The 25,300-nt window shown below is 71.3% G+C and carries 25 protein-coding genes and 2 pseudogenes; 11 read left to right on the top strand and 16 right to left on the bottom strand.

The window, feature by feature from the left end; genetic code table 11:
* The 4 genes from HUX53_RS17180 to argC are packed head-to-tail and all read right to left on the bottom strand — an operon-like array spanning position 1 to position 4,299.
* Complete coding sequence (locus HUX53_RS17180) at positions 1 to 1,185, bottom strand: acetylornithine transaminase (RefSeq protein ID WP_176404206.1); 1,185 nt, start codon at positions 1,183 to 1,185, stop codon at positions 1 to 3.
* The gene (gene argB / locus HUX53_RS17175; RefSeq protein WP_176404205.1) at positions 1,182 to 2,120 is read right to left on the bottom strand and encodes an acetylglutamate kinase; all 939 of its coding nucleotides are present in this window, start codon (positions 2,118 to 2,120) and stop codon (positions 1,182 to 1,184) included. Before argB ends, HUX53_RS17180 begins: the two co-directional genes overlap by 4 nt.
* Complete coding sequence (gene argJ / locus HUX53_RS17170; protein ID WP_176404204.1) at positions 2,117 to 3,274, bottom strand: bifunctional glutamate N-acetyltransferase/amino-acid acetyltransferase ArgJ; 1,158 nt, start codon at positions 3,272 to 3,274, stop codon at positions 2,117 to 2,119. The genes argB and argJ overlap by 4 nt, the downstream gene beginning before the upstream one ends.
* On the bottom strand, positions 3,271 to 4,299 hold the full coding sequence (gene argC / locus HUX53_RS17165; protein ID WP_176404203.1) for an N-acetyl-gamma-glutamyl-phosphate reductase: 1,029 nt from the start codon (positions 4,297 to 4,299) through the stop codon (positions 3,271 to 3,273). The genes argJ and argC overlap by 4 nt, the downstream gene beginning before the upstream one ends.
* Before the next feature lie 228 nt (positions 4,300 to 4,527).
* On the opposite strand from argC, the gene HUX53_RS17160 reads away from it, so the two are divergent.
* Genes HUX53_RS17160 through HUX53_RS17150 form a run of 3 tightly spaced genes read left to right on the top strand, consistent with a single transcriptional unit; the run spans position 4,528 to position 6,835 of the window.
* Positions 4,528 to 5,025 (top strand): MarR family winged helix-turn-helix transcriptional regulator, encoded by a 498-nt coding sequence (locus HUX53_RS17160; protein WP_176404202.1) that lies wholly within the window; start codon positions 4,528 to 4,530, stop codon positions 5,023 to 5,025.
* Positions 5,022 to 5,996: an ATP-binding cassette domain-containing protein gene (locus HUX53_RS17155; RefSeq protein WP_176404201.1), complete on the top strand. Its 975-nt coding sequence runs from the start codon at positions 5,022 to 5,024 to the stop codon at positions 5,994 to 5,996. Before HUX53_RS17160 ends, HUX53_RS17155 begins: the two co-directional genes overlap by 4 nt.
* Positions 5,993 to 6,835 carry an ABC transporter permease gene (locus tag HUX53_RS17150; RefSeq protein WP_176404200.1) on the top strand — a complete coding sequence of 281 codons (843 nt, stop codon included), beginning with the start codon at positions 5,993 to 5,995 and terminating at the stop codon, positions 6,833 to 6,835. The genes HUX53_RS17155 and HUX53_RS17150 overlap by 4 nt, the downstream gene beginning before the upstream one ends.
* Positions 6,836 to 7,178: 343 nt before the next feature.
* Here the strand turns inward: HUX53_RS17150 and HUX53_RS17145 are convergent, their stop codons facing one another.
* Together HUX53_RS17145 and HUX53_RS17140 are read right to left on the bottom strand one after the other, a co-directional pair.
* A complete protein-coding gene (locus HUX53_RS17145; RefSeq protein ID WP_255205338.1) occupies positions 7,179 to 7,922 on the bottom strand; it encodes a hypothetical protein in 744 nt (247 codons plus the stop codon).
* Positions 7,923 to 7,984: 62 nt separating this feature from the next.
* Positions 7,985 to 8,644: pseudogene (locus tag HUX53_RS17140) on the bottom strand (ATP-binding cassette domain-containing protein); the annotation flags it as partial.
* 115 nt (positions 8,645 to 8,759) lie between these two features.
* Here HUX53_RS17140 and HUX53_RS17135 point away from each other — a divergent pair.
* Positions 8,760 to 9,002 (top strand): annotated as a pseudogene (locus HUX53_RS17135) (NYN domain-containing protein); the annotation flags it as partial.
* An 80-nt stretch (positions 9,003 to 9,082) separates the two neighbouring features.
* Positions 9,083 to 9,730 (top strand): tetratricopeptide repeat protein, encoded by a 648-nt coding sequence (locus HUX53_RS17130; RefSeq protein ID WP_309237285.1) that lies wholly within the window; start codon positions 9,083 to 9,085, stop codon positions 9,728 to 9,730.
* 1 nt (position 9,731) lies between these two features.
* On the opposite strand, the gene HUX53_RS17125 is transcribed toward HUX53_RS17130, so the two are convergent.
* Positions 9,732 to 10,244 carry a hypothetical protein gene (locus tag HUX53_RS17125; protein WP_176404199.1) on the bottom strand — a complete coding sequence of 171 codons (513 nt, stop codon included), beginning with the start codon at positions 10,242 to 10,244 and terminating at the stop codon, positions 9,732 to 9,734.
* A gap of 41 nt (positions 10,245 to 10,285) precedes the next feature.
* On the opposite strand from HUX53_RS17125, the gene pyrE reads away from it, so the two are divergent.
* Positions 10,286 to 10,819: an orotate phosphoribosyltransferase gene (gene pyrE / locus HUX53_RS17120; protein ID WP_176404198.1), complete on the top strand. Its 534-nt coding sequence runs from the start codon at positions 10,286 to 10,288 to the stop codon at positions 10,817 to 10,819.
* Here the strand turns inward: pyrE and HUX53_RS17115 are convergent.
* Positions 10,816 to 11,220: a RodZ domain-containing protein gene (locus HUX53_RS17115; protein WP_309237284.1), complete on the bottom strand. Its 405-nt coding sequence runs from the start codon at positions 11,218 to 11,220 to the stop codon at positions 10,816 to 10,818. The genes pyrE and HUX53_RS17115 overlap by 4 nt on opposite strands.
* A 72-nt stretch (positions 11,221 to 11,292) precedes the next feature.
* Positions 11,293 to 12,018, bottom strand: coding sequence for a DedA family protein (locus HUX53_RS17110; RefSeq protein ID WP_176404196.1), 726 nt, complete (start codon positions 12,016 to 12,018; stop codon positions 11,293 to 11,295).
* A gap of 173 nt (positions 12,019 to 12,191) precedes the next feature.
* Here HUX53_RS17110 and fbaA point away from each other — a divergent pair, with 173 nt between their 5' ends.
* A complete protein-coding gene (gene fbaA / locus HUX53_RS17105; RefSeq protein ID WP_176404195.1) occupies positions 12,192 to 13,214 on the top strand; it encodes a class II fructose-bisphosphate aldolase in 1,023 nt (340 codons plus the stop codon).
* 75 nt (positions 13,215 to 13,289) lie between these two features.
* Positions 13,290 to 13,739: a helix-turn-helix domain-containing protein gene (locus HUX53_RS17100; RefSeq protein WP_176404194.1), complete on the top strand. Its 450-nt coding sequence runs from the start codon at positions 13,290 to 13,292 to the stop codon at positions 13,737 to 13,739.
* A gap of 6 nt (positions 13,740 to 13,745) precedes the next feature.
* On the opposite strand, the gene HUX53_RS17095 is transcribed toward HUX53_RS17100, so the two are convergent.
* The gene (locus HUX53_RS17095; RefSeq protein ID WP_217919531.1) at positions 13,746 to 15,362 is read right to left on the bottom strand and encodes an FAD-binding oxidoreductase; all 1,617 of its coding nucleotides are present in this window, start codon (positions 15,360 to 15,362) and stop codon (positions 13,746 to 13,748) included.
* Positions 15,363 to 15,491: 129 nt separating this feature from the next.
* On the opposite strand from HUX53_RS17095, the gene HUX53_RS17090 reads away from it, so the two are divergent.
* Both HUX53_RS17090 and HUX53_RS17085 read left to right on the top strand, forming a co-directional pair.
* On the top strand, positions 15,492 to 16,403 hold the full coding sequence (locus HUX53_RS17090; RefSeq protein ID WP_176404193.1) for a putative sugar O-methyltransferase: 912 nt from the start codon (positions 15,492 to 15,494) through the stop codon (positions 16,401 to 16,403).
* The gene (locus HUX53_RS17085) at positions 16,400 to 17,395 is read left to right on the top strand and encodes an NAD(P)-dependent oxidoreductase (RefSeq protein ID WP_176404192.1); all 996 of its coding nucleotides are present in this window, start codon (positions 16,400 to 16,402) and stop codon (positions 17,393 to 17,395) included. Before HUX53_RS17090 ends, HUX53_RS17085 begins: the two co-directional genes overlap by 4 nt.
* Before the next feature lie 24 nt (positions 17,396 to 17,419).
* Here the strand turns inward: HUX53_RS17085 and HUX53_RS17080 are convergent, their stop codons facing one another.
* From HUX53_RS17080 to HUX53_RS17065, 4 genes are read right to left on the bottom strand one after another with little or no spacing between them, the layout of a single operon-like run.
* Complete coding sequence (locus HUX53_RS17080) at positions 17,420 to 18,052, bottom strand: dTDP-4-dehydrorhamnose 3,5-epimerase (protein ID WP_309237283.1); 633 nt, start codon at positions 18,050 to 18,052, stop codon at positions 17,420 to 17,422.
* Complete coding sequence (locus HUX53_RS17075; protein WP_176404191.1) at positions 18,049 to 19,290, bottom strand: class I SAM-dependent methyltransferase; 1,242 nt, start codon at positions 19,288 to 19,290, stop codon at positions 18,049 to 18,051. The genes HUX53_RS17080 and HUX53_RS17075 overlap by 4 nt, the downstream gene beginning before the upstream one ends.
* Positions 19,291 to 19,307: 17 nt before the next feature.
* A complete protein-coding gene (locus tag HUX53_RS17070) occupies positions 19,308 to 20,429 on the bottom strand; it encodes a DegT/DnrJ/EryC1/StrS aminotransferase family protein (RefSeq protein ID WP_176404190.1) in 1,122 nt (373 codons plus the stop codon).
* Between the two features lie 10 nt (positions 20,430 to 20,439).
* Positions 20,440 to 21,672 carry an acyl-CoA dehydrogenase family protein gene (locus tag HUX53_RS17065; RefSeq protein WP_217919530.1) on the bottom strand — a complete coding sequence of 411 codons (1,233 nt, stop codon included), beginning with the start codon at positions 21,670 to 21,672 and terminating at the stop codon, positions 20,440 to 20,442.
* Positions 21,673 to 21,926: 254 nt separating this feature from the next.
* Here HUX53_RS17065 and HUX53_RS17060 point away from each other — a divergent pair, with 254 nt between their 5' ends.
* A complete protein-coding gene (locus tag HUX53_RS17060; protein WP_176404188.1) occupies positions 21,927 to 23,333 on the top strand; it encodes an NAD(P)/FAD-dependent oxidoreductase in 1,407 nt (468 codons plus the stop codon).
* 78 nt (positions 23,334 to 23,411) lie between these two features.
* Here HUX53_RS17060 and HUX53_RS17055 read toward each other — a convergent pair whose 3' ends face one another.
* Positions 23,412 to 23,951: a TIGR03086 family metal-binding protein gene (locus tag HUX53_RS17055; protein ID WP_255205336.1), complete on the bottom strand. Its 540-nt coding sequence runs from the start codon at positions 23,949 to 23,951 to the stop codon at positions 23,412 to 23,414.
* Positions 23,952 to 24,115: 164 nt separating this feature from the next.
* The gene (locus tag HUX53_RS17050; RefSeq protein WP_309237282.1) at positions 24,116 to 25,297 is read right to left on the bottom strand and encodes an acyl-CoA dehydrogenase family protein; all 1,182 of its coding nucleotides are present in this window, start codon (positions 25,295 to 25,297) and stop codon (positions 24,116 to 24,118) included.
* Positions 25,298 to 25,300 lie beyond the last annotated feature (3 nt).

Below are 25,300 nucleotides of genomic sequence, written 5' to 3'. Positions count from 1 at the left end.
TCATCCCTCCTGCGCCGCGTCGAGGATCGCGGGGAACGCGTCGACGAACGACTGCGCCTCCTGCGAGGTGAGGACGAGCGGCGGCGCGATCCGCAGCGCGTCCGGCTGGAGTGCGTTGATAAGGAAGCCGGCGTCGCGGGCGGCGGCCTCCACGGCGGGCGCGTGCGGCCCGGTGAGGACGGCGGCGCGCCACAGCCCGCGTCCCCGCACGCCCGCGAGCAGCGGGTGGTCGATGGCGTCGAGGCCGGCGGCCAGGGTCTCCCCCACCGAGACGGCGTTGGCGAGGAGGCCGTCCTTCTCGATGGTGCCGAGGACGGCGAGGGCCGCGGCGGCGCTGACCGGGTTCCCGCCGAACGTGCTGCCGTGGTCGCCCTTGGCGAACAGGTCACCGTGCGGCCCGAACCCGATGCACGCGCCGATCGGCAGCCCTCCGCCCAGGCCCTTGGCGAGGGTGAGGATGTCCGGCTTGGCGTTCTCGTGCTCGAACGCGAACCACGTTCCGGTGCGGCCGATCGCGGACTGGATCTCGTCGGCGACGAACAGCGCGCCGGTCGCGTCGCAGATCTCGCGGGCGGCGGCGAAGTAGCCCTCCGGCGGCGGGACGACCCCGGCCTCGCCCTGCGTGGGCTCCAGGAACACCGCCGCGCAGTCCTCGTCCACCGCGGCCTTCAGCGCGTCGGCGTCACCGTAGGGGACGAAGCGGACGTCGATGCCGAACGGCCCGAACGGCTCCCGGATCGCCGCCTTGCCGGTCAGCGACAGCGCGCCCATGGTCCGGCCGTGGAACCCGTTCTCCGCCGCGACGAAGTACGACCGGCCGTTGGCCTTCCCGTACTTGATGGCGAGCTTCAGCGCGCACTCGTTGGCCTCGGTGCCGCTGTTGCTGAGGAACACCTTCCCGTCGCCGCCGAGCAGCTCCCGCAGCCGCTCGGCGAGCAGCACCTCGGGCTCGTGCAGGAACAGGTTGGACGTGTGCGCCAGCGTCGCGGCCTGCGCCGACACCGCCTCGACGAGGGCCGGGTGCCCGTGGCCGAGCGAGGTGACCGCGATCCCGGCGATCAGGTCGAGGTACTCGCGGCCGTCCGCGTCCCAGACCCGGCAGCCCTCGCCGCGCGCCAGCGCCAGCGGCGGCACGCCGTAGTTCGGCATGAACGCGGACTCGAACCGGCTTCGCAGATCGCTCATGACGTCACCTCAAGAGGGGCGCCCGGGAGGCTGGGCAGCACCATCGTTCCGATCCCTTCGTCGGTGAAGATCTCCAGCAGCAGCGAGTGCAGGACGCGTCCGTCCAGCACGTGGGCCTGCGGGACGCCGCCGCGCACGGCGGTCAGGCAGGCCTCCATCTTCGGCACCATCCCGGCCGACAGGCCCGGCAGCAGCGCGGCCAGCTCGTCGGTGGTGAGGCTGTCGATCACGTCGTCGCTGTCCGGCCAGTTCGCGTAGAGGCCGTCGACGTCGGTGAGGACGACGAGCTTCGCCGCGTCCAGCGCGACGGCCAGCGCGGCGGCGGCCGTGTCGGCGTTGACGTTGTAGACCTCGCCGTCGTCGCCGCGCGCGATGCTGGACACGACCGGGACGCGGCCGTCGTCCAGCAGCGCCCGGACGGCCCCGACCTGGACCTCGACGATCTCGCCGACCTGGCCGATGTCGACCCGCTCGCCGTCCACGACCGCGTGCTTGCGCTCGGCGGTGAACAGGTTCGCGTCCTCGCCGGACATGCCGACCGCGAACGGGCCGTGCCGGTTGATGAGGCCGACGACGTCGCGCTGCACCTGCCCGGTCAGCACCATCCGGACGACCTCCATGGCCTCCGGCGTGGTGACCCGCAGCCCGGCGGTGAACGTCGAGTCGATGCCGTTGCGGGCGAGCGCCGCGTTGATCTGCGGGCCGCCGCCGTGCACGATCACCGGCTTCAGCCCGGCGTAGCGCAGGAACACGATGTCCTCGGCGAAGGAGTGCCGCAGCTCCTCGTCGGTCATCGCGTGCCCGCCGTACTTGATCACGACGGTCGTGCCGTGGAAGCGCTCCAGCCACGGCAGTGCCTTGATGAGCGTCTCCGCCTTGGACAGCACGCCCGCCCGGTTGCCGCGGATCTCCGCGCCGCTGGTGACGGCGCTCATGTCGAGTACGCCGAGTTCTCGTGGACGTAGTCGGCCGTGAGGTCGGTCGTCCAGACGGTGGCGCTGTGCGGGCCCGCCGCGAGGTCGACGGTGATCGTCACGTCCCGGGGCCGCAGGTCGACCTTGTCGCGGTCGTCGCCGAACGAGCCGTTCCGGCACACCCACACGCCGTTGATCGCGACGTTGACGTGGTCGGGCTCGAAGACGGCGTCGGTGGTGCCGACCGCCGACAGCACCCGGCCCCAGTTCGGGTCCTCGCCGTGGATCGCGCACTTGAGCAGGTTGTTGCGGGCGATGGACCGGCCGACGGTGACCGCGTCGTCCTCGGACGCGGCGCCGACGACCTCGATCGCGATGGCCTTGGACGCGCCCTCGGCGTCCACGAGCAGCTGCCGGGTGAGGTCGCCGCACACCTCGGTGAGCAGCGCGGTGAACTCCTCCTCGTCCGGGACGGTCCCGGCGGCGCCGGACGCCAGCAGCAGGACGGTGTCGTTGGTGGACATGCAGCCGTCGGAGTCGAGCCGGTCGAGGGTGACGCCGGTCGCCGCGCGCAGCGCCCGGTCGAGGGTCTCGGCGGGCAGGTCGGCGTCGGTGGTGATGACGCACAGCATCGTGGCGAGGGACGGGGCGAGCATGCCGGCGCCCTTCGCCATCGCGCCGATCATGTAGCCGCCCGCGCCCTGCCGGAAGGAGATCTTCGCGACGGTGTCGGTGGTGCGGATCGCGTCGGCGGCGGCGAGCCCGCCGTCCCCCCGCGACAGCTCGGCGGCGGCCTTGTCGACGCCGGGCAGCAGCAGGTCCATGGGGAGCCGGACGCCGATCAGCCCGGTGGAGCAGACCGCGACCTCGCCGGCGGAGTCCTCCAGCAGCTCGGCGGCCTTCTCGGCGGTGGCGTGGGTGTCCTGGAAGCCGGGAGCGCCGGTGCAGGCGTTGGCGCCGCCGGCGTTCAGCACGACCGCGCCGACGCGGCCGCCTTTGAGGACCTGCTCCGACCACAGGACGGGCGCGGCCTTGACGCGGTTGCGGGTGAAGACGCCGGCCGCCGCGCGGGACGGCCCGTCGTTGACGACGAGGGCCAGGTCGCGGTTCCCGCTGTCCTTCAGCCCGGCGACGACGCCGGCGGCGCGGAAACCCCGGGGGGCGGTGACGCTCAAGGGGACACTCCGATCGTGGTCAGCCCGAGTTCTTCCGGGAGGCCGAGGGCGATGTTGGCGCTCTGGACCGCGCCGCCCGCGGTGCCCTTGGCGAGGTTGTCGACGGCGGCGACCACGACGATGCGGCCGGCGGCCTCGTCCAGGGCCGTCTGGAGGAGGACGGTGTTCGCGCCGAGCGTCATGGACGTGGCGGGCCACCGGCCCTCGGGCAGCAGGCCGACGAACGGCTCATCGGCGTACGCCTTCTCGTAGGCGGCGCGCAGCGTCGCGGCGGTGACGCCGGGACGCGCCTTGGCCGTGCAGGTGGCGAGGATGCCGCGGCTCATCGGCGCGAGCGTCGGGGTGAAGGACACCGTGACCGGCTCCCCCGCCGCCGCGCTCAGGTTCTGGACCATCTCCGGCGTATGCCTATGCGTGCCGCCGACGGCGTAGGCGGAGACCGAGCCCATGACCTCGCTGCCGAGCAGGTGCGGCTTGAGGGCCCGCCCGGCGCCCGAGGTGCCGGACGCGGCGACGACCACGGCATCGGGTTCGGCGAGCCCCGAGGCGAACGCCGGGACCAGCGCGCGCGACCCGGCGGTCGGGTAGCAGCCGGGGACGGCGCCCCGCCTGGCGCCGCGCAGCGCGTCCCGGTGGCCGGGCAGCTCGGGCAGTCCGTAGGGCCAGGTGCCCGCGTGGGACGTCCCGTAGAAGGTCTCCCAGGCGGCCGCGTCGGTGAGCCGGTGGTCGGCGCCGCAGTCGATGACCAGCACGTCCTCGCCGAGCTGCGCCGCGAGGGGGCCGGACCGGCCGTGCGGCAGTGCCAGGAACACGACGTCGTGGCCGGCCAGGGTCTCGGGGGTGGTCTCGGCCAGGACGCGCCCGGCCAGGGATCGCAGGTGGGGCTGGTGCGCGCCCAGCTCGGTGCCCGCGTTGGAGCCCGCCGTCAGCGCGCCGATCTCGAACTCTGGATGTGCCGCCAGGATGCGCAGCAGCTCGCCGCCCGCGTACCCGCTGGCGCCGGCGACCGCCGTCCGGATTCCCATCTCCCCATGCCCTCTCGAAGACAACAAGCAAGAGTATGCAGGACCGTGGATGCCTATTCAACGCCGGGGCCCCGTTTTCCCACCTGCTGAGACGAGCGCCACAGCACTCCGCCCGTCAACCAACGTTGACACTCGGGCCGCGTCAACCTATGTTGACAGCATGAATTCGAAAGATTTTAGTGCTCTAAAGATTTGCTCTCTAATCATTAGGCCTCTAACATCGCCCGCATGGAGAACCTCGGCGTGGACGATCTCACGGCGTTCCCGCCCAACTCGGACTGGCCGACCGGCCATCTGTTCGCGGCGGCCGCCCGCCTGTCGATGCCCGTCGCGTGGCGGATCATCGGGCAGCACGGCATCAGCCCGGTCGGCTTCTACCTCCTGCGCCTGCTCATCGTCGACGACGGGCTGCGCCCGGGCGAGGCCGCCAAGCGGCTCGTCGTCACCCCCGCGACCATCACCTCGGTGGTCGACACGCTGGAGCGCAACGGGCACGTGCGGCGCGAGCGGTCGTACCGGGACCGGCGCGGCGTGATGCTGCGCATCACCGACTCCGGGCGGCGGCTCCTCGCGGAGAAGTCCCAGCCCATCAGCCGCGAGCTGGCACGGCTCTACGACGTCGTGGACGAGGGCGACGAGGAGGCCGTCCGCAGGTTCCTGATCAACCTGATCGAACGGTTCGAGAACCACTCCCACGAAGAGGAAGCGGAGGGAGACCGCGCATGACCGAACCACCCCCGGAGGAGGCCGCCGTACGCACGGCCGGCCTGGAGAAGACCTATCCCGCGTCCGGGCCGCGCCCCGCGGTGCCCGCTGTGCAGGGCATCGACCTGGACGTCCCGCGCGGCGAGTTCTTCGGGCTGCTCGGCCCGAACGGTGCGGGCAAGTCCACCACCATCGGCATGCTCACCACGCTGGTCGTCCCGACGGGCGGCAGCGCGCAGGTGACCGGCCTGGACGTGGTGAAGGACGCCGTCGAGATCAAGCGGCGCATCGGCGTCGTCTCGCAGAACAACACCCTGGACAGCGACCTGACCGTCGTCGAGAACCTGGAGTTCCGGGGCCGCTACTTCGGCCTGGGCGCACGCGACGCCCGCAAGCGCGCCGCCGAGCTGCTGGAGCTGTTCGGGCTCACCGAGACGCGCGGCGGCAACCCGTTCGAGATCTCCGGCGGGCAGGCCAAGCGCGTCATGATCTGCCGGGCCCTCATGCACGGCCCCGAGGTGCTGTTCCTGGACGAGCCGACCGCCGGCCTCGACCCGCAGACCCGCACCAACCTGTGGGAGGTGCTGCGCGGGCTCCAGGCGGCCGGGCAGACGATCCTGCTCACCACCCACTACATGGAGGAGGCCGAGGCGCTCTGCGACCGGGTCGCCGTCGTGGACCACGGCAAGATCCTGGCCAGCGGCACCGTCGACCAGCTGAAGTCCAGCGCGGGCGCCGACACCGTCATCACCGTCACCTACGACGACGCCGCCCCGCAGCAGATCAAGAAGCTCGGCGACCGCGACGGCATCAGCAAGGTCGAGGTCAACGACGGCCAGGTCCGCGTCTTCGCCGCCGACCCGGAGGGCATCCTCGGCGAGCTCGTCACGATCGGCTCGTCCGCCGGCGTCGGCGTCACCGACGCGACCCAGCTCCGGCCCAGCCTGGAAACCGTCTTCCTCACCCTCACCGGAAGGGAATACCGAGAATGACCGCTCCCGCCGTGCTGGCCCCGCCGCCTCCGGCGCGGGCGACGATCCCGCGCACGTTCGCCGCGATGATGGCGCGCGAGGCGCGGGTCATGCGCAAGAACTTCCTGTCGACGTTCGTCCGGGTGCTCGTGCAGCCGGTCATGTTCGTGTTCGTGTTCGCCTACGTCCTGCCGAAGCTCGGCGGCGGCGCGATGGCGGGCGGTCCCGGCGGGCCGTCGTTCTCCACCATCCTCGTGCCGGGCCTCGTCGGCTCGTCCATCATCATGCAGGCGATGATGGCGGTGATCTTCCCGCTGATGATGGAGCTGACCTGGCAGAAGTCGATCACCGACCGGGCGCTGGCGCCGGTGCCCATCCCGCTGCTGGCCGCGCAGAAGATCATCGCGGCGGCGGCGCAGGGGCTGATCGGCGGGCTGCTGGTCTTCCCCGCGGTGCTGTTCATCCACGCCGAGGGCCAGTCGCCCGAGGTGCACGTGGCCAACTGGCCGGTGCTGGTCCTGGTGATGGTGGCCGGCTCGCTGATGTCCGCCGCCGGCGGCCTTCTGCTCGGCACGATCATGAACCCGCAGAAGGTCCAGGTCCTGTTCGCGATGGTGCTGCTGCCGATGACGATGCTCGGCTGCGTGTACTACCCGTGGTCGGCGCTGGACAACATCCGCTGGCTGCAGATCGCCAGCCTGTTCAACCCGCTCGTCTACGTCAGCGAGGGCCTGCGCAGCGCCCTCACCCCGGCCATCCCGCACATGCCGGCGTGGGCGTTCCTGCTCGCCATCGTCGGCGGCACGATCCTGCTGACCTGGGCCGCGACCCGCACCTTCACCAAGCGCGTCCTGACCTGATCCGCGCGGACGGAGCGGGGCCCGGAGGGTTAGCCAGCCTCCGGGCCCCTGTGGTTACCGCCCACTTCGCACGCCGACGTCAAGTGGACGCGGATCATCCTGAGCTCCCTTGTGCGTTGCCGTTACGCCATCGCCCCACGAGCGGGGCGAGCCGGATTCGAACCGGCATCCCAAGGGCTGTCGTCCACGTCCGCGCGATCCGGCGATCGGCGGTGAATGCTGAGCTTGGAGCGAGAACCTGAGGTTGATCATCAGCTTCGGCTTCAGCTTCAGCTTGCGCTCCTCGCGCACCCCCCGCGCAGCGGCGGGGGGATCCTATTGAGTTGTCGCGGGCGGGGCCGCGTCACCCGAAGATGTAGCCGAACACCGCGTCGCCGACGCGCTGGTCGGTCACCTCGGCGCCGTTGGCCTCCTCCCGCGCGAACTTCACGGCGTCCTGCAGCTTCTCGATGCGCTCCAGCAGCTCGTTGACCCGCCTTGCCGGTAGCGCGCCGGAGAACTTCACCGTCGTCCAGTGGCCGACCGCAATGTCCTCGTAGTACACCTCGACCTGGGCGGGGTGCTTCTCGGTCGCCTCCGCCTTGACGTGGTTGCGCGGCACCTTCTTGGTCTTCACCGTGCGGACGGGCTCGGTCCGCCACACGTCGGTGGACGGGTCGAACGTCCACGTCTCGGCGGCGTCCAGGATCGGCAGCTTGCGGAGGAAGGCGTGCAGGTCGTTCAGCTGCTTCTCCAGGAACAGCAGGTAGGTGACCGGCACATCGCGCACGAGCGTCGTCCCGTCCACGGTCACGTCGGCGCGGGCGACGCAGTTCGCCCAGTCCTTGGTGGCGGTGACGTCGAACAGCCGGGTGAGCGAGCGCGTCACGTCCCGCAGCACGCCCTCGACCGTCACCTGGACGCGGGTGGACTCGGCAGGCAGCTGCTCGCCGTCCTCGTCCTTCGGCTGGTAGGCCCGCGAGATGCCGGACAGCAGCGGGGCCTTCTGCGTCGACTGGTGCGCCGCCGCCAGGTCCTGGACGGACTTGCTCTTGACGCCCTTCTCCACCGCGATGATCTGGTTGAGCTTCGTCGGCACCTCGTTCACTTCCCCTCGATTGCGAGCACGACCGTAACAGCGGCGATATCCCAAGATCACCTGAATTTCCGTTACATCGGTGCTGTTTCGGTGAGGCCGGTCGTGCGGTCCTGGTGGAGCCAGCGGGTGAGGGCGAGGGTGCGCAGGAACGGGACGTCGTGGCTGACCACGATCAGCGCGCCCTCGTAGGCGGTCAGGGCTTGGGCCAGTTGTGCGGCACTGGCCATGTCGAGGTTGTTCGTCGGCTCGTCCAGCAGGAGCAACTGCGGGGCGGGCTCGGCGAGCAGGAGGGACGCGAGGACGGCGCGGAACCTTTCCCCGCCCGACAGCATGCCGGCCGGCTGTTCGGCGCGGGCGCCTCGAAAGAGGAAGCGGGCCAGGCCGGCCCTGATGTCCTGCACCCGGGCCGACGGTGCCTGGGCGCGGACGTTGTCGATCACGCTCAGCTCCTCGTCCAGGACGTCGAGGCGCTGCGGCAGGTAGCGGACGCCGTCGACGCCGATCTTCACCGTTGCTCCTTCCGGGACGCGCTCGCCGATGAGGGCGCGCAGGAACGTCGTCTTGCCGGAGCCGTTCGGGCCGGTCAGTGCGATCCGCTCCGGGCCGCGGACGATCAGCTCGGTGAGCGTGCCGGTCTCCGGTTCCGGTGCGGTGAGGCCCGTCACCGTGGCGACCGTGCGGCCGGCCGGGACGCGGGTGGCGGGCAGCTTGACGCGGATCCCGGCGCCGTCCCCGCCGCCTCCCCCGCAGACGCTGCCGGCGCAGCACGGTGGCCCGCACGGCGGCCAGCACGGCCCCTACACCGGGCCGCAGCAGGTGTCCTCCGTCCCGGCGCAGAACACCCCGACCCTCGCGGACGCGGTCAAGGCCGCCCACCAGGAGGGCCAGGACTTCGGCGAATCCATCGCCCGGGACGCGCCCGCGCTGTGGCTGGAGGCCGTCCTCGCCCGCAAGCCGCGCATGCCGTCCGACCTGGAGGCGCGGCTCCTGCAGGGCTCCTCGCTGCCGATCGACTTCCTGCTGCACGACGAGGTGCGGCACGCGCTGCGCCGCGGATTCTGGGACGCGCTAGAACGTTCCCGCAGGTGAGCTGACAGGTACGCGGCGGTATTCCACGATCATCGTCGATTCGCCCGCTTCGGCCGGGCGCCGCCGGGTAGCGTTGAACCGTGACGCATGTGACGGAAGACGATCTCGACGACCTGGAGTTCGACACCCTGCGCACCGGCGATCACATCTCGGCCGCCCGGCGGCTGGCCGAGCTGGCCGACTCGGTCTCCGGTGGGGTGTCACGCGCCAACGTCCTGCTGCGCGCCGGTGAGCAGTGGCAGCACGCCGGCGACCACGGCCGGGCCGCCGAGCTGTACCGCAGGGCCATGGACGACGGCGGCGAGACCTACGGCGACCCCCGCGCCTACCTCGCCGACGCGCTGTTCGAACTGGGCGACGCCGACGAGGCGCGCACACTCCTCGACCAGATCCGCGCCGACAGCCCGCGCGACCCCGAGGTGTACCGCGCCGTCGCCGAGGTGCTGTACGCGCAGGGCGACGCGACCGGCGCCCACGAATGGGCCACCAGCGGCGCCGACGTCGTCCTCGCCATCCGCGACCGTGCCGTCGGCACCGGCATGGGCGGCGGCCCCGACGAGGCCCCGACCCCCGACGCCGACTCCCTCACGCCGGGCCCGGACGACGCGGCCATCGCCGAAGACAGCCTGGAGGCCCTCCTACGCCTCCGCTACCGCGCCCGCGTAGACCTCGGCCGAGGCGAAGACGACTACGACGCCCTCCTGGACGACCTCCTAAAGAACGCGTGAGTCACAGCTCGGCTATCAGTTCGCTCAGGGACTGGGCGACGGTGCTCGGGGGTTCGTGGTCGATCACCTGCCAGCCGCGCAGGTGCGCCTCTCTGCGGGCTTCGGCGTGGGTGCCGTCCGAATGGGTGCGGAGGTAGCCGCAGGGCGCCTCGGGCCAATCTGGGGCCGTGGGGAGGGTGTCCTCGGGGGCGGCGTGGTCGTGCTGGCCGCGGCGCGGGAGGTCGGCGTCGACGAAGACGAAGGCGGCGATGGGACGGTGGGCCGCGCGCTGCGCTAGGGAGAGGCCCGGCAGGAGCGGGCCGGCGGCGCCGTGCGCGACGAGGACGAGCGGCACCACCGGGTCGGTCGCGGTGATGGTCAGCGAGACGCGGGCGATGTAGCGGGGGCCGGTCGCGTCCGGGACGTCCGGCGCCACCACGTCCAGACCGTACGAGCGGAGCATCTCGGGCAGATCGCCCCAGGAGGCCGCGGTGGCGCCGGGGGCGTGCAGCAGGACGACGGTTCCGGGTGTCACCTGCCGAACCTACACGGCGGCCGGGTCAATAGAGTCTGAGCGTGAGCGATCGTGACGAGCTGCTGCAGCTGATCAAGGACAAGGCCGTGGTGCACGGCGACTTCGTGCTGTCGTCGGGCAAGCGGGCGTCCTGGTACGTGGACCTGCGCCGGGTGACGCTGGACGGGGCCGCGGCGCCGCTGGTCGGCAGGGTCATGCTGGACGAGACCGCCGACCTCGGTTACGACGCCGTCGGCGGGCTCACGCTCGGCGCCGACCCGGTGGCGGCCGCGATGATGCACGCGGCGGCGGCGCGCGGGCAGGTGCTGGACGCGTTCGTCGTCCGCAAGGCGGGCAAGGCGCACGGGTTGCAGCGCCGCATCGAGGGGCCGGACGTGCAGGGGCGCCGCGTCCTCGCCGTCGAGGACACCTCGACCACGGGCGGGTCCGTCCTGACGGCGGTGGAGGCGCTGCGGGAGGCGGGCGCGGAGGTCGTGGCGGTCGCGACGATCCTGGAGCGGGGCGCGGCCGGGCGCATCGCCGAGGACGGGCTCACGTACCGCCACCCGTACGACGTGGCGGATCTGGGTCTCTAGCTCTTGGCCTTCACGAACCACTGGCCGCGCTGGCCCGCGGGTTTCTCCGGCTGCACCTCGCCGTAGATGACGACCTTCAGGGAGCCGCCGTTGCCGGCGACGACCTGAAGGGGCGCCTGGTCGTACTTGAGCGTCACCCCGGTCTGGAGCGTGCCGTTGGTGAGCACCTCGCCCTGGGTGTCGGCGACGCGGACGACCACGGTCGTCGGCTGGCCGGTCACGCTGATGACGAGGGGCACGTCCGAGGCGGGGGTGGATTTCTCGTTGCTGCTCGGGGACGTCTTGCCGCCGTCCTCGGCGGACGGCGAGGCGACCCCCGATGGTCCCTTCTGGTCGGGTTCGCCCGTAACCGCGTTGACCAGGGCCATGCCGCCCACGACGAGAAGGGCCAAAGCGGCCACCACGGCCAATGCCGCGATCAGTATGCGCGCGAGACCCCTAGGGTCCGACCGATGACGTCCCACATGGGGAGGTTAGCGATAACTGTCACTCCTGAGCGACGGACGTGACTCTTCGGGACCATTCTTATTCGGACCACGGTCCGCTTTACGCCCCTTGAGCACCTCCCGGATGATCGGAATCACCGACAGGACCAGGATCAGCGCGACCCCCGGAAGGATGTACCGCTCGATGTCGGGCACCTTGGCGCCGAGGAAGTGGCCGAGCAGGAACAGGGCGTCCGTCCAGAGGATGCCGCCGATGGCGTTCCAGATGAAGAACTTCTTGGCGTCCATGCCCAGCATCCCGGCGAGCGGGTTCAGGAACGTCCGCACGATCGGGATGAACCGGGCCAGCACCACCGCCTTCGCGGGGCCGAACCGGTTGAAGTAGTGCTCGGCCTTCTCGACCCACTCCTGCTTGAAGATGCGCGAGTCGGGCCGGTCGAAGAGCTTCCGCCCGTATCTGGCGCCGAGCCAGTGCCCGAGTTGGGCGCCGGCGATCGCCGCGATCGGCCCGCCGATGAGCAGCCAGGGCAGCGACAGGGGCTGGAACTCCTGGCCGTTGACGGTCGAGACCGCCGTGAGGATCCCCGCCGTGAACAGCAGCGAGTCGCCTGGAAGGATGCAGCCGAACAGCAGTCCGGTCTCCGCGAAGATGATGGCGAGCACGCCGATCGTCGCGAATGTGCCGAAGAGCTGCAGCCATGCCGTCGGGTGCAGCCACTCGGTGATGTTTAGGGGAAGGGTCGTGAGATCCACACCGCGAGCGTACCTTTCAACGCACTCCGAAGACGCGGGATACTGAGGGTGGACGGCATGCCCGACCCGGAAACCATGTGACCTGGGCACTCACCTGGGTACACAGGGCGTCCGGGTGCTACCGCCCGGCCCAGTTGCCCGGCGGCACCGCTGCGTATGAAAGGACGCTGACAATGCCCATCGCAACGCCCGAGGTCTACGCGGAGATGCTCGACCGTGCGAAGCAGGACGGCTTCGCCTTCCCCGCGATCAACGTGACGTCCAGCCAGACGCTGAACGCCGCGCTGCGCGGCTTCGCCGAGGCCGAGAGCGACGGGATCGTGCAGGTGTCCACCGGCGGAGCCGACTACCTGTCCGGCTCCACGGTGAAGGACATGGTCACCGGCGCGAGCGCGCTCGCCGAGTACGCCCGGGTCGTGGCCGCCAAGTACCCGGTGAACATCGCCCTGCACACCGACCACTGCCCGAAGGACAAGCTGGACGGCTTCATGCGTCCGCTGATCAAGATCTCCCAGGAGCGAGTGGCGCGCGGCGAGGAGCCGCTGTTCCAGTCGCACATGTGGGACGGGTCCGCCGTCGAACTGCACGAGAACCTCGACATCGCCGCCGAGCTGCTCGACCAGTGCGCCAAGGCGCGGATCATCATGGAGATGGAGATCGGCGTCGTCGGCGGCGAGGAGGACGGCGTCGCCAACGAGATCAACGAGAAGCTGTACACGACGCCGGGCGACGCGATCGCGACCGCCGAGGCCGTCGGCGTGGGCGAGAAGGGCCGCTACATCCTCGCCGCGACGTTCGGCAACGTGCACGGCGTCTACAAGCCGGGCTCGGTCAAGCTGCGTCCCGAGGTGCTCAAGGAGATCCAGGACGCGGTCGGCGCCAAGTACGGCAAGGAGAAGCCGTTCGACCTCGTGTTCCACGGCGGCTCCGGCTCGTCGCTGGAGGAGATCCGCGAGGCCGTGTCCTACGGCGTCGTCAAGATGAACATCGACACCGACACGCAGTACGCGTTCACCCGTCCGGTCGCGGAGCACATGTTCCGCAACTACGACGGCGTGCTGAAGATCGACGGCGAGGTCGGCAACAAGAAGCAGTACGACCCGCGCTCGTGGGGCAAGGCCGCCGAGACCGCGATGGCCGCCCGCATCGTCGAGGCCGCGGAGAACCTGCAGTCCGCCGGCCAGAAGCTGAAGTAAAGAACCCGCAACACCGGCCCCAGGGAACGCCCCTGGGGCCGCGTTGTGTGATGAAACTCGGGTAGTGTCCGACATGTGGCACTACCCCGCACGTACGAGTCACAGAACTGCTCGGTCGCCCGCTCGCTGGAGGTCGTCGGCGACCGCTGGACGATGCTGGTCATCCGCAGCGCCTTCCAGGGCGTGCGGCGCTTCGACGACTTCCAGGACGCCCTGGGCGTGGCGCGCAACGTCCTCACCGACCGGCTCGTCCGGCTGTGCGACGAGGGCATCCTGCGCCGCGTCCCGTACCAGCAGCGTCCGGAGCGCTTCGAGTACCGCCTCACCCGCAAGGGCGTCGAGCTGTGGCCTGCGGTCATGACCCTGCTGATGTGGGGCGACCGCCACTACGCCCCCGACGGGCCGCCGCTGATCATCGGCCACCGCGGCTGCGACGGCACCCTGACCCCGAAGTTCACCTGCCATTCCTGCGGCGCGCACCTCGGCCCGTCCGACGTGGAGGCGCGGCCGGGCCCCACCGCATGACCGGCGTCATCTGGCCGGCCGGATCGACAGGTCGTGGCGGAACACCTCGCGCGGGTCGTAGCGGCGTTTGATCCGCTGAAGCCGGGCGTAGTTGCCGTGGTAGAAGATCGTCGACCAGGGCACTCCCGAGGTGTTCCACGCGGGGTCGGCCAGGTCGGTGTCGGGGTAGTTGATGTAGGCGCCGCCGTTGACCGGGCCGGGAGCGGGCACGCCTCCTGTCGCGGAGAAGACGTCGCGGTAGAACTCCCTCACCCAGCCGATGTGCTTGGCGTCCTCGTCGGGAGAGTGCCAGACGCCCGCGGTGAAGTAGCCGCGCAGGATCGAGTCGCGGCCCGCGGTCGCGGTCGCACCGGGCGCCACGGCGTTGATGGTGCCCCCGTACCCCGACAGGCTCAGCAGCGCGGACGGGTTGGTGTAGCCGTCCTTGGTGAGGTTCCGGTAGATCGCCGCGATCTGCGCGTCGGTGAAGCCCTTGCGCAGGTCGGCGCCCTTGTCCTTGGACCGGCCCGCCAGTTCGAAGACCCAGTTGGAGTCGTCGAGGAAGGGGGCGGCCTGGGAGACGTCGGCGGCGGGTTCCACGCCCACGCCCGCGACCATGTGGTCCACGTAGCCCGCCATGAGCCTGTCCGCGTCCGGGACGTCGTCGCCGCAGCCCACGAAGATGGAGAGCTGGCCTGCGGACCGGTGGGTGCCGAGGAACGCACCCCAGAGCCGGACGTTCGGCGAGCCCGGCCGGCTGTTGCGCTCGAACCAGTCGCAGAAGTTGCGCAGGAGCCGGGAGAAGGCGGCCTCGTCCATCGCGTCCCAGGACCAGCTGAGGAACCGCCGCTTCATGCTGCCCGGCGCCCTGGGCAGCAACCGGGCCGGGTCGTCACCGGACGCGCCGGGCGAGCGCAGCCAGTAGCGCGTAACCACGCCGAAGTTGCCGCCTCCGCCGCCGGTGTGCGCCCACCACAGGTCACGGTTGGGATCTCCGCTCTCCCGGGTGGCGACGACCGTCCGGGCCCGGCCGGACCCGTCGACGACCACGACCTCCACGGCGTACAGGTGATCCACCACCAGGCCGTAGCGGCGGGACAGGAGCCCGTACCCGCCGCCGGCAAAATGACCGCCGACCCCCACGTCGGGGCAGGTGCCGCCGGGGATCACCACGCCCCAGCCGCGGAAGAGCGTGCCGTAGACCTTCCCCAGGTCGGCGCCGGGCTCCACCGCGAAGGCGTGGCGTTCCGGGTCGTAGCAGACGTCGTCCAGTTGCGACAGGTCGATGAGGCTCTTGATCTCGGGCGAGGCGGTGAAGTCCTCCAGGCAGTGGCCGCCGCTGCGGACGGCGACGCGCCCGCCCGCCGCGACCACCTCGCCGACGACCTGGCGGACCTGTTCGGCGGATCCGACGAGGTGGACGGTTTCGGGGTCGCCCTGGAAACGCTGGTTGTGGCCGGTCACCAGGCTGGCGTAGCGCGCGTCCCCGGACCCGACGCCGACCGGGCCGAACGGGGGTGCGCAGTCCCCGCCCGGGGGTCTCCTCGCGTCCGCCGTCGCGGGCGTGTTCGCGTCGGCCACCAGGGCCGCCCCCGTGACCACGGTGGCGCCCGTCAGCATTTCACGTCGTCGCAGCTCTCTCACACGGCCTCCTGTTCCAGAGACACTGTGGTGATCTACGCCAACGTCCGCATCTTCTGAATTGCTAACTTTGCGAGAGATCGGGCAACACGCGAGATGCTCCGCGCCCGGGTGTGCGCGCAGATTGGCGACATGGCTGACAAGTACGGCGGAAGCGCGCTGTGGGAGACGTACCACCGGACGCGCATCACCGTGGACGCGAGTCGCGACCTGTCCGGTTTCAGATCGGGGGACGTTAACTTCAAGCTCGGCCTGTGGGATCCGGGGACCAACGGCGTCCGCTACCTGAAGTCGCTGATCTACAACCTGGCCGAGCGGCTGGACGAGGCCGACTGGGCACGGCTGCACCGGATCCGCAACCGCCGGACGGGGCGGCCCATCGAGGTGCGGACGCACGGCGAGCCCGTGTGCATGGACTACCTGCAGGCCGTCCTGGAGCTGGGGTTCATGTCCCGCCACGTCGTGCTGGACGGCGCGGCCGTACTGGAGGTCGGGGCCGGCTTCGGCCGGACGTGCCACGCCGTCCTCGCCAACCACGACGTCGCCGAGTACTGCATCGTGGACCTGGACAACTCGCTCGAGCTGGCGCGCGCCTACCTGCGGCAAGCCCTGGACGACGAGGACTTCATGAAGGTGCGGCTGATGCGGGCCGCGGACCTGGAGCAGGCACTCGGCGAGTCCCGGTTCGACCTGTGCGTCAACATCGACTCGTTCGCCGAGATGGACCCGGACATCGTCCGCGACTACCTCCGGTTCATCGCCGGGCACTGCCGGCATCTCTACGTGAAGAACCCCGTCGGCAAGTACTTCGACCCCAGCCTCGACGGCCACGCCGGAGGCCGCGAACTGGTGGCGATGGCACTGAGCACCGGGCTGCTGCGGGATGTCATCGACATCCACGACAGCGACGCTGTGCGCGAGCAGTCCACCGCGTTCGTCTCCGCCTACCGCCCCGCGCCGGGTTGGGCCCGCATCGCGGACGCCTGGGCGCCGCCGTGGAGCTACTACTGGCAGGCCCTGTACCGCGCGGACACGGACGAGTGACCCGCACCGAGGACCCCCGGACGGCCCGGCCCGTGGTGACCGTCCTGGGGGCTTCCGGCTTCATCGGCTCCGCCCTCGTCGCCGCGCTGGCCCCCCTGCCCGTCACGGTGCGGGCGGTGGCGCGGTGGTCGGGGGACGTCCGGCTCACGGCGCCCGGAGCCGGCGTCGAGGCGCGGAAGGCCGACGCCACCGTGCCCGGCGAGCTGCGGGCCGCGGTCGCCGGCTCCGACACCGTGGTCGACCTGCTGCTTCCGTCGGCGGGCTGGCGCGCGGGCGGCGAGGAGGCCGAACGGCTGACCACCGGCGTCGTTCGCGACCTCGTCGCCTGGGCCCGGACGGAGCGGCACCGGCCGGTGGTCGTGTTCGCGGGCTCGGTGTCCCAGGCGGGGCACCCGCCCAGGCTGCCCCTCGACGGGTCGGAGACCGACCGCCCCCAGGGGCCCTACGACCGGCGGAAACACGAGGCCGAGCTGCTGCTGAAGGCCGCCACGGCCGACGGCACGCTGCGCGGCGTCTCGCTCAGGCTGCCGACCGTGTACGGCACCGGGCCCGGCGGCCGGTGCGCCGATCGCGGCGTGCTCGCGACGATGGCCCGCCGGGCGCTCGCCGAGGAGCCCCTCACCGTGTGGGGCGACGGCGGGATGGAACGCGACCTGCTGCACGTCCGGGACGCCGCAGCGGCCTTCGCGGCGGCGGTGGCGCGTCCCGGCCCGCTCTGCGGCGGGCATTGGGTCATCGGCACCGGCGAGGGGAGGCGGCTGCGCGACGCGTTCCGCGCCGTCGCCGACTCGGTCGCGGCGCGCTACGGGCGCCCTCCGGTGCCCGTCGTCTCCGTCCCCTCGCCTCCGGCGGCGTCGGAAACGGACATGAGCGGTGTGGTCGTCGACGCGTCGGCCTTCACCGCGGTGACGGGCTGGCGCGCCGAAGTTCCCTTCCACGACGGGCTGGACCGCCTGGTGGGGGCGCTGGCGCGGGAGCGGCGCCTCGGGTGAGGCTCTTCCAGCGACGGCCCGCGGTCAGCCGATCCCGGCCGAACCCGCGCGGCGGAACCGCTCCTCCAGTGCCGCGCACACGTCGTAGGACGGCAGCGCGCCCGCCGCCATCGCCTCCTTCAGGGTGGGCGCCGCGCGGTCGCGCGCCGACATGACCGGTTCGAAGCCGCGGGGCAGCGGCAGCCCCAGCGAGGGGTCGAGCGGCGCCACGGCCAGCTCGTTCCTCGCCGCGTACTCCCGCGAGAGCAGGTAACTCATCACGGTCTCGTCCTCAAGCGCGACGAACATGTGCGCGACGCCCACCGGGAAGTACACGGCGCGGTGATCACTCGAATCGAGGACGACGCTGTCCCAGCGGCCGAACGTGGGCGACCCGGCCCGGGTGTCGAGGACGATGTCGAGAACACGGCCGCGAGGACAGTGCACGTACTTGGCGCAGCCGGGCGGGGTGGCCGTGTAGTGGAGCCCGCGCACCACCCCTTTGCGGGAGACGCTGTGACTGGCCTGCGCCACGGGGAAGAGCGGATGGCCGACCTCCTCCTCGAACGCGGACTCCTGGTACGGCGAGACGAACACGCCGCGTCCGTCCGGATAGGCCGCGGGGGCGAACGCGAACGCGCCCTCCACCGCCAGCCGCTCGGCGCGCACGGCGGTCACACCTCCCGGACCGCGGGGACGTAGAGGAGCCACCGGCCGCCGGCGTCCCGGAAGGCGCGCTCCTTCGCCATGATCTCGGCGGCGTGGTTCCAGGCGAACAGCAGCGCGAAGTCGGGACGGTCCGCCGCGAACTCCTCCGGCGGCCGGACCGGCAGGTGGGCGCCGGGCGTCAGGCGCCCCTGCTTCGCGTGGGTCGAGTCGTACACGCACTCGACCAGGTCGGTGCCGATACCGCAGAAGTTGGTGACGGTCGCGCTCTTCGCGGTGGCGCCGTAGGCGACGACACGCCTGCCCTCGTCGCGCAACCGGCGGAGGAGGGCCAGCAGGTCGTTGCGGATCCGGCCGACCGAACCGGCGAACGCCGCGAGCGTCGCGGGCTCGGTCAGGGCGCGCGCGTCCTCGTCCGCCAGGAGCCGGGCGAGCTCGGCCGTCGGCGTCCGCGCGCCGGCCCGCGCGAGGGTGTACCGAACCTCGCCCCCGTGGACGGGCAGCCGCTCCACGTCGACCAGCTCGAACCCGAAGCGCCGCGCCGCCTCCCGCACCGACCGGGCCGTGAAGAGGAAGAAATGCTCGTCGTAGATCTGGTCGAAGGAGGTCTTCTCCAGCACGTCGCCCAGGTAGGGGTCCTCGAAGACGAAGACGCCGCGCGGCGAGAGCAGCGCGTCGACGCCCCGGAAGATCGAGTCGAGGTAGGGGATGTGGCAGATGGTGTTGGCGGCATAGACGACGTCGGCCGGGCCGTCGGCCGCGCGCACCTCGCGGGCCGTCCGCTCTTCGAAGAAGTCCGTGCGGACCCGCACCCCCTTCGCCCGCGCGACCTCGGCCACCCCGGCGGACGGCTCGAAGCCCAGGTGCCGGACCCCGGCCTCCCGGACGGTGCCGAGCATGACGCCGTCATTGCAGCCGATTTCCACGATGAACGGGTCGGACCCGGTCAGCTCGGTCTCCAGGAACCGTTTCGCGGTCTTCGCGAAGTGCTCGCGCATCACGGCGGACCCGGACGAGTGGTATGGGTAGTCCTCGTGGAACATCAGCTTCCGCGGGACCTCCTCCATGAGCTGCACCATCGTGCACCGGCCGCACATCCCCACGGCGAGGCGGTAGGAGAACTCGTCCCCTGTCCGCGCCTCGTCCAGGAAGGCGTCCGACAGCGGCTGGCGCCCGAGATCGAGGAACTGCGTCACGGTTCCGCCGCAGATGCGGCAGGCGGCCGTCGAAGGCGCCTGGTGTTCGGTCATCGTTGGTCTCCTCGCGATCAGAGCGTCCGCAGCACCTCGTGGAGCGCGTCGATCACCGCGTCCTGGCGGTCGGGCGGCAGGGCCGGATACATGGGCAGGGAGAAGATCTCGCCAGCCAGCGCTTCGGTGACCGGGAGGGAGCCGCGCGGGTAACCGAGGTGCGCGAAGCCCGTCATCGTGTGGACGGGCCACGGGTAGCTGACGTTCAGCGCGATGCCGTACCGCCGCAGCCTCTCAATGATCTTGTCCCGCTGGGGGTGGCGGACGACGTAGAGGTAGTAGACGTGCTCGTTCCCGGTGGCGGTCTCCGGGAGCACCAGCCCGGTCTCGTCCGCGATGCCGGCCAGCCCCTCCCGGTAGCGCCGCGCCACGGCGCGGCGGCCCGCGATGTAGGTGTCCAGGCGGCGCAGCTTGCGCCGCAGGATCTCGGCCTGCACCTCGTCCAGCCGCGAGTTGTGCCCCGGTGTCTGGACGACGTAGTACCGCTCCTCCATGCCGTAGTAGCGCAGCCGGCGCAGGTTCCGGCCGGTCTCGGCACTCGGCGTGACGACCGCGCCGCCGTCACCGTACGCGCCCAGCACCTTGGTGGGGTAGAAGGAGAACGCCGCGGCGTGTCCCATGGAGCCGGCGATCCGGCCGGGCCGCCGTGCGCCGTGGGCCTGCGCGCAGTCCTCCAGGATCACCAGCCCGTGCTCGGTGGCGAGCCGCTCCAGCGGGGCCATGTCGACGCACTGCCCGTACAGGTGCACCGGGAGCAGCGCCTTCGTCCGCGGCGTGATCGCGTCGGCCACCCGGGACGTGTCCATGAGGTAGTCGCCGGCGCGCACGTCCGCGAACACGGGCACGGCGCCCACCTGGTCGATCGCCACCACCGTCGGCGCCGCGGTGTTGGAAACGGTGATCACCTCGTCGCCCGGCCCGACGCCGAGCGCCCGCAGCCCCAGCACGAGCGCGTTCGTCCCGTTGTCGACCCCGACACAATGCCCGAGCCCGTGGTAGTCCGCGAATTCCTCCTCGAAGGAGCGGACGCTTTCCCCGAGGACCAGCCTCCCGGATTCGAAGACCTGCGCCACGGCATCGAGAACGTCCGCTCTTTCCGTGCGGTATTCCGGGAGGTAGTCCCATACGCCAATCGACATCGGTGCCTCCCTAGTAATGGACCTGGTCGCGGGCCGCCCGAAGGCTCACGTAATCGTTGTCGCGGTCGATTCCTAAGGCTTGGCCGCTCAGGTATTCGACGCCGTCGACATAGGTGTAGGGCTGCATGAACCAGCCGGCCCGCACATCGCGGTAAAGGCGCCCCAAGGGGTGACCGCCCGCGTAGGCCGCGCCGCCCACCACGGTGAGGCACCCGTCGACGACCTCGGCGGCGAGGCGGTTCACCATCTGCTTGGCGCACTGGAACGGGGTCATCATCGCCCGCCCGCGTTCCGCCGGGTCGGCGCCCAAATCGTCATTGTGGACGTCGGCGTTGACCAGCGCGGCCACGGCGGACGCCTTCAGGCTGTAGAGCCGGGCGTCGATGTCCGCGATGAGCGTCCGCACCGCCGCGGGCGGATCGGCCGACCGGCGCGCGGCGGTCCCCACCGCCAGGTCGCGCGCCGCCTGCGCCGCGCCGGCGTAGATGCCGAGCATCGTGATCGAGCTGACCGTATGGCCGGCGAGCACGGCGTCGTTGCGCCCGCCGGCCGGCTCCGGCGCCCGCACGAGGATCTCGTCGGCGGGTACGGGGCACCGGTCGAACACGATGTCGACGGTGCCGGACGCCCGCATGCCCAGGCCGCCGGAGTCGTCGAGGACGGCGAACCCCGGCGTGTCCCGGCGCACCAGCGGGACGACGAACCGCGTCGGGCCCACGTCCACCCGCCGCTGCGCGTGCACGAAGAAGTGGGTGCCGAGCGGGGCGAGACTCACCAGCGTCTTGCGGCCGGACAGCAGCCAGCCGCCCGCGCCGTCCGGGGCCAGTTCGGTGACCACGCCGGGCGCGTCCTTCACCGCGCCGCAGACCACCGCCACACCGGTCGCCATGGACCGCAGCAGCCGCTCGGCCAGGATCCGCGCGTGCGGGGCGCCGTACCGCCACTCATAGGTGAGTGTCAGGCCCCGGCTGAACTGGACGTGCAGGGCGAGTGCCGCCGAGGGGTCGCTCTCGGCCAGCCGTTTCAGCGCGACCGCGACGTCGTGCAGCCGGCTCACCCCCAGGCCGCCGAGCTCCGCGGGGACGGTCGCGCCCATGATCCCGTCCTCGGCGAACCCCTTGAACACCTCGGCGGACAGGACGCCCGCCCGGTCGTTCCGCTCGGCCTCCGCCCTGATCCGCGGCTCGTACGCGGCCAGCCGGTCGAGCAGCGCCCGCCCGGACGCGGTGAATGGCACGTCCATGTCCCCCGCAGCCCGGGACCACACGGTTTCCGCCATACCAATTCCCAACGCTGCGAGGTCAACGACGATATGGCTCATCGTAACTGCGTTCCCCGCCGCACAACCATCTTCGAGATTGCTCTTACCCGCCGCCAATGGCAGTGCACCGTACGGCCGCACAACGCAACTCAGAAGATGCGCCGGCGGAAATATCGAGGTGAGCTGAAAGGGCTGCATTATGCCACTACGGCCGAAGAAAGACCGGGGAAGCCATCATGAGTAGCCAGGAACAACGTCGCGCCGTGGTGCTGGGCGCGAGCATGGCCGGGATTCTCGCGGCACGGGTGCTGGCCGAGTCCTACGCGGAGGTCCTGGTCGTCGACCGGGACAAGGTCCTCGGCGTCAGCGAGGCGCGGCCCGGCACGCCGCACACCGTCCACGCACACGCGCTGCACGCCCGGGGACACCTCATCCTGGAGGACCTGTTCCCCGGCCTCACCGAGGAGCTGACGGGCGCGGGCATCCCGAGCTGCGATCTCGGCGAGATGCACTGGTACCTGAACGCCCGGCGGATCCGGCCCGCGCGGACCGGGTTGGTCTCCGTGATGGCCCCCAGGCCGCTGCTGGAGGAGTGCATCCGGGCCCGGGTGGCCGTGCTGCCGAACGTGACCTTCCTGGAGCGGCACGGCATTCTCGGCGTGGTCCCCTCGCCGGACCGCGGCCGCATCGTCGGGGTGCGGGTCGAACCACCGGACGCACTGGACGGCGGCGGCACGGACGGCGGTGAGCAGGTGCTGGAGGCCGACCTGGTGGTCGACACCACCGGCCGCGGCTCACGCACCCCCGTTTGGCTGGAGGAACTGGGCTACCGGCGGCCGGCCGAAGAACGCGTGAAGATCGGCCTCTTCTACACGACCCAGCACTACAAGACGTATCCGGGAATGCTGGAGGGCGTTTCGTCCATCATCCCGGTCGCGTCCCCCGACCATCCGCGGGGCGCGTTCTGCGGCAGGATCGGCCCGGACCGCGTGAACCTGTCGCTGACCGGCATGCTCGGCGACCGCCCGCCGACCGACCCCGAGGGGTTTCTCGACTACGCCCGTACCCTCCCCATCCCCGACATCTACGAGGCCGTCCGCGACGCCGAGCCGCTGTTCGCACCGGTCTCCTTCGGCTTCCCCGCGAGCGTGCGGCGACGCTACGAGAAGCTCGGCCGCTTCCCGGACCGCTATCTGGTCATGGGGGACGCGGTGTGCAGCTTCAACCCGATCTACGGCCAGGGCATGACCGTCGCCGCGATGGAGGCCATGGCGCTGCGCGATCGGCTGCGGCCGGGCGGCCCGCCGAGCCCGCGCGAGTTCTTCGCCGAGGCGGCCCGCATCATCGACACCCCCTGGCAGGTCTCCGTCGGCGGCGACCTGGACTTCCCCGGCGTCGAGGGGCCCCGCACCATGAAGGTGCGGATGGGGAACGCCTATCTCGCCAGGCTCCAGTACGCCGCGACGAGGGACGCCAAGGTCACCGAGGCGTTCATGCGCGTCGCCGGCCTCCTCGATCCGCCGGAGGCGCTGATGCGGCCCCGGATGGCCGCCCGGGTGTTCCGGCACGCCGTCCGCCGCCCCCCGGCCGGCAGATCGTGGCTGGAGCAGGGCCGGGCGGCCGGAGTCGGCGACCACGCCTGAGCGGAGGCGGCGGGCCGCGACCCACACGGGGGCGGCGGTACGGGAGCGGCTCGCCGCCCCCGTACCGCCGCGGCCAGCTCAGCCGACCCGGCCCCAGAGCGCCAGCAGCCGCGTCTGCCGGCCCGCATCCCCGGGGACGTCGACCCGCGGCCCGACGGCGCCGCCCTGCCGGTACCAGTCCTGCTTCCCGGTGAACCATTCCTCGCACAGGGCCATCAGCTCCGGGTCCAGCGTGTCGTCCGCGCCGATGGCACGCGCCAGGTCCCAGCCGTGGACCAGGACGTCGGCGAACAGTTGGGGCGCGTACTCCCCGCCGGTGAGGCCGTCGGCGAACGATACGTGAACGACACGGCCGAGCGCCCCGTCGGCGGACACGGCGCGGACCGCGGCCGCCGCGGAGCCGTCGAAGGCGTCCACCGGGTCGGAGCCGAGCAGATCGCCGTCCAGGCGGTCGCCGACCTCCGCGACCGTCTTCCCGGCGAACAGCTCGGCCGCCCAGCGGTTGGCGAAGACCACGTGCTGCACCAGCGAGCGTACGGACCATCCCTCGCAGGACGGCACGGGCAGGCCCCATTCGCCGGGCCCGACAGCGTGCACATGGCCGCCGAAAGCGTTCATCGCTCGCCGATATGCGTCGCTAATGTCCATGACCCTCACCCTAGTCCGCGATTCCCGGACGGACGAACTCTTCGCACGACCGCCAATGCGCGCCGGGGCGGGCAGGCGCGTCCTTCCGCCGGCCCGCCCCGGCAGGCACCGTGCATTTCACAGATGCGTGTATTTCACAGATACGGGGTGTTGGGCTTGAGTCCGCACAGCATCCGGCCGTACAGCTCGATATTGGTGGACGGGTTGGTCAGCGCGTGAATGGTCACCGCGTTCAGGTCGCGCTGGATCCGCTGGATGGGCACGTCGGAGTAGATCGACGATCCGCCACCGGCCATCGCAAGGGTGTCGACCGCCTTCTTGGCCAGCTGGGCGATGCGGCCCATCTGCACGCGGGAGTGCACCCGCTCCTCCTCCGTCCACGTCTCATCGTTCCGCGTCTTGGCGTCGCAGAGGTCGGTGAACCGGTGGGCGCGCGCCTCGGCCTCCTCGGTCAGCAGCGCCGCCTCGCCGACCTGGAGATGGGTGATCGGCGCCTCCCGCTGGCTGGTGTAGTCGGTGTAGGTGATCTTCCGGTCGGGCAGCCGTTCCAGGATGTTCTCCATGGCGTACTTCGCGGAGCCGATCGTCTGGCCGGCGGTGGCCGCCGTGGACGTCACCAGCAGCGGCACGTTGTAGATCGGCTTCGTGGCGTTGATCTTCGACTGGCACTCGTCGCTGAACAGGACGCGGGTCGCGATCACCCGTTCGGCGGGCACGAACAGGTCCTTCGCCACCGCGGTCACGCTGCCGGTGCCGCGCAGGCCCGAGACGTCCCAGTCGTCGACGATCTCGAAGTCGGACACCGGGATGAGCGCCGTGTACGGCTCCTGCTCGCCGGCCGGCCCGTCCAGCATCGCGGCGGTGAACTTCCACTGGCTGTGCAGGACGCCGCTGTTGAAGCGCCATCTGCCGTTGAAGACGTAGCCGCCCTTGACCGGGGTGGCGGTGCCCGTCGCGGAGATGGTGCCGCACACCCGGGTGTTCGGGGTGGCGAACACCTCGTCCAGTACCTCGTCCGGGAACCGCGCGGCGACCCAGTTGATCAGCGACCAGACGGAGACGCAGAAGGCTGCCGAGCCGTCGCCGCGGGCGAGTTCGGCGTGCACGTCGATGAGCGTCCGCGCGTCGCTCTCGTAACCGCCGTATTGGGTCGGCACCCGCATCCGGAGCAGCCCGGAGCCTTCCAACGCCTCGATGACGTCCTCCGGCAGCCGCCGGTGCTCGTCGATCCAACGAGCCCGCGAGCGCAGCAGCGGGACGAGTTCGGACGCCCTCCGTACCAGGTCCTCCCGTGTCGGAGCCTCTGTTCGCAGCACCGT

The sequence above is a fragment of the Actinomadura sp. BRA 177 genome (genome assembly GCF_013372625.1).
Classification (GTDB): Bacteria; Actinomycetota; Actinomycetes; order Streptosporangiales; family Streptosporangiaceae; genus Spirillospora.
The sequence above is the reverse complement of the archived record's forward strand: the minus strand, read 5'-3'. Positions and strand labels throughout refer to the sequence as shown.

What these genes read in the sequence shown, in the direction of transcription:
- HUX53_RS17180 (WP_176404206.1), bottom strand. Translation starts at nt 1,185, where the DNA reads ATGAGCGATCTGCGAAGCCGGTTCGAGTCCGCGTTCATGCCGAACTAC.
- argB (WP_176404205.1), bottom strand. Translation starts at nt 2,120, where the DNA reads ATGAGCGCCGTCACCAGCGGCGCGGAGATCCGCGGCAACCGGGCGGGC.
- argC (WP_176404203.1), bottom strand. Translation starts at nt 4,299, where the DNA reads ATGGGAATCCGGACGGCGGTCGCCGGCGCCAGCGGGTACGCGGGCGGC.
- HUX53_RS17160 (WP_176404202.1), top strand. Translation starts at nt 4,528, where the DNA reads ATGGAGAACCTCGGCGTGGACGATCTCACGGCGTTCCCGCCCAACTCG.
- HUX53_RS17155 (WP_176404201.1), top strand. Translation starts at nt 5,022, where the DNA reads ATGACCGAACCACCCCCGGAGGAGGCCGCCGTACGCACGGCCGGCCTG.
- HUX53_RS17150 (WP_176404200.1), top strand. Translation starts at nt 5,993, where the DNA reads ATGACCGCTCCCGCCGTGCTGGCCCCGCCGCCTCCGGCGCGGGCGACG.
- fbaA (WP_176404195.1), top strand. Translation starts at nt 12,192, where the DNA reads ATGCCCATCGCAACGCCCGAGGTCTACGCGGAGATGCTCGACCGTGCG.
- HUX53_RS17090 (WP_176404193.1), top strand. Translation starts at nt 15,492, where the DNA reads ATGGCTGACAAGTACGGCGGAAGCGCGCTGTGGGAGACGTACCACCGG.
- HUX53_RS17075 (WP_176404191.1), bottom strand. Translation starts at nt 19,290, where the DNA reads ATGACCGAACACCAGGCGCCTTCGACGGCCGCCTGCCGCATCTGCGGC.
- HUX53_RS17070 (WP_176404190.1), bottom strand. Translation starts at nt 20,429, where the DNA reads ATGTCGATTGGCGTATGGGACTACCTCCCGGAATACCGCACGGAAAGA.
- HUX53_RS17065 (WP_217919530.1), bottom strand. Translation starts at nt 21,672, where the DNA reads ATGGACGTGCCATTCACCGCGTCCGGGCGGGCGCTGCTCGACCGGCTG.
- HUX53_RS17060 (WP_176404188.1), top strand. Translation starts at nt 21,927, where the DNA reads ATGAGTAGCCAGGAACAACGTCGCGCCGTGGTGCTGGGCGCGAGCATG.
- HUX53_RS17055 (WP_255205336.1), bottom strand. Translation starts at nt 23,951, where the DNA reads ATGAACGCTTTCGGCGGCCATGTGCACGCTGTCGGGCCCGGCGAATGG.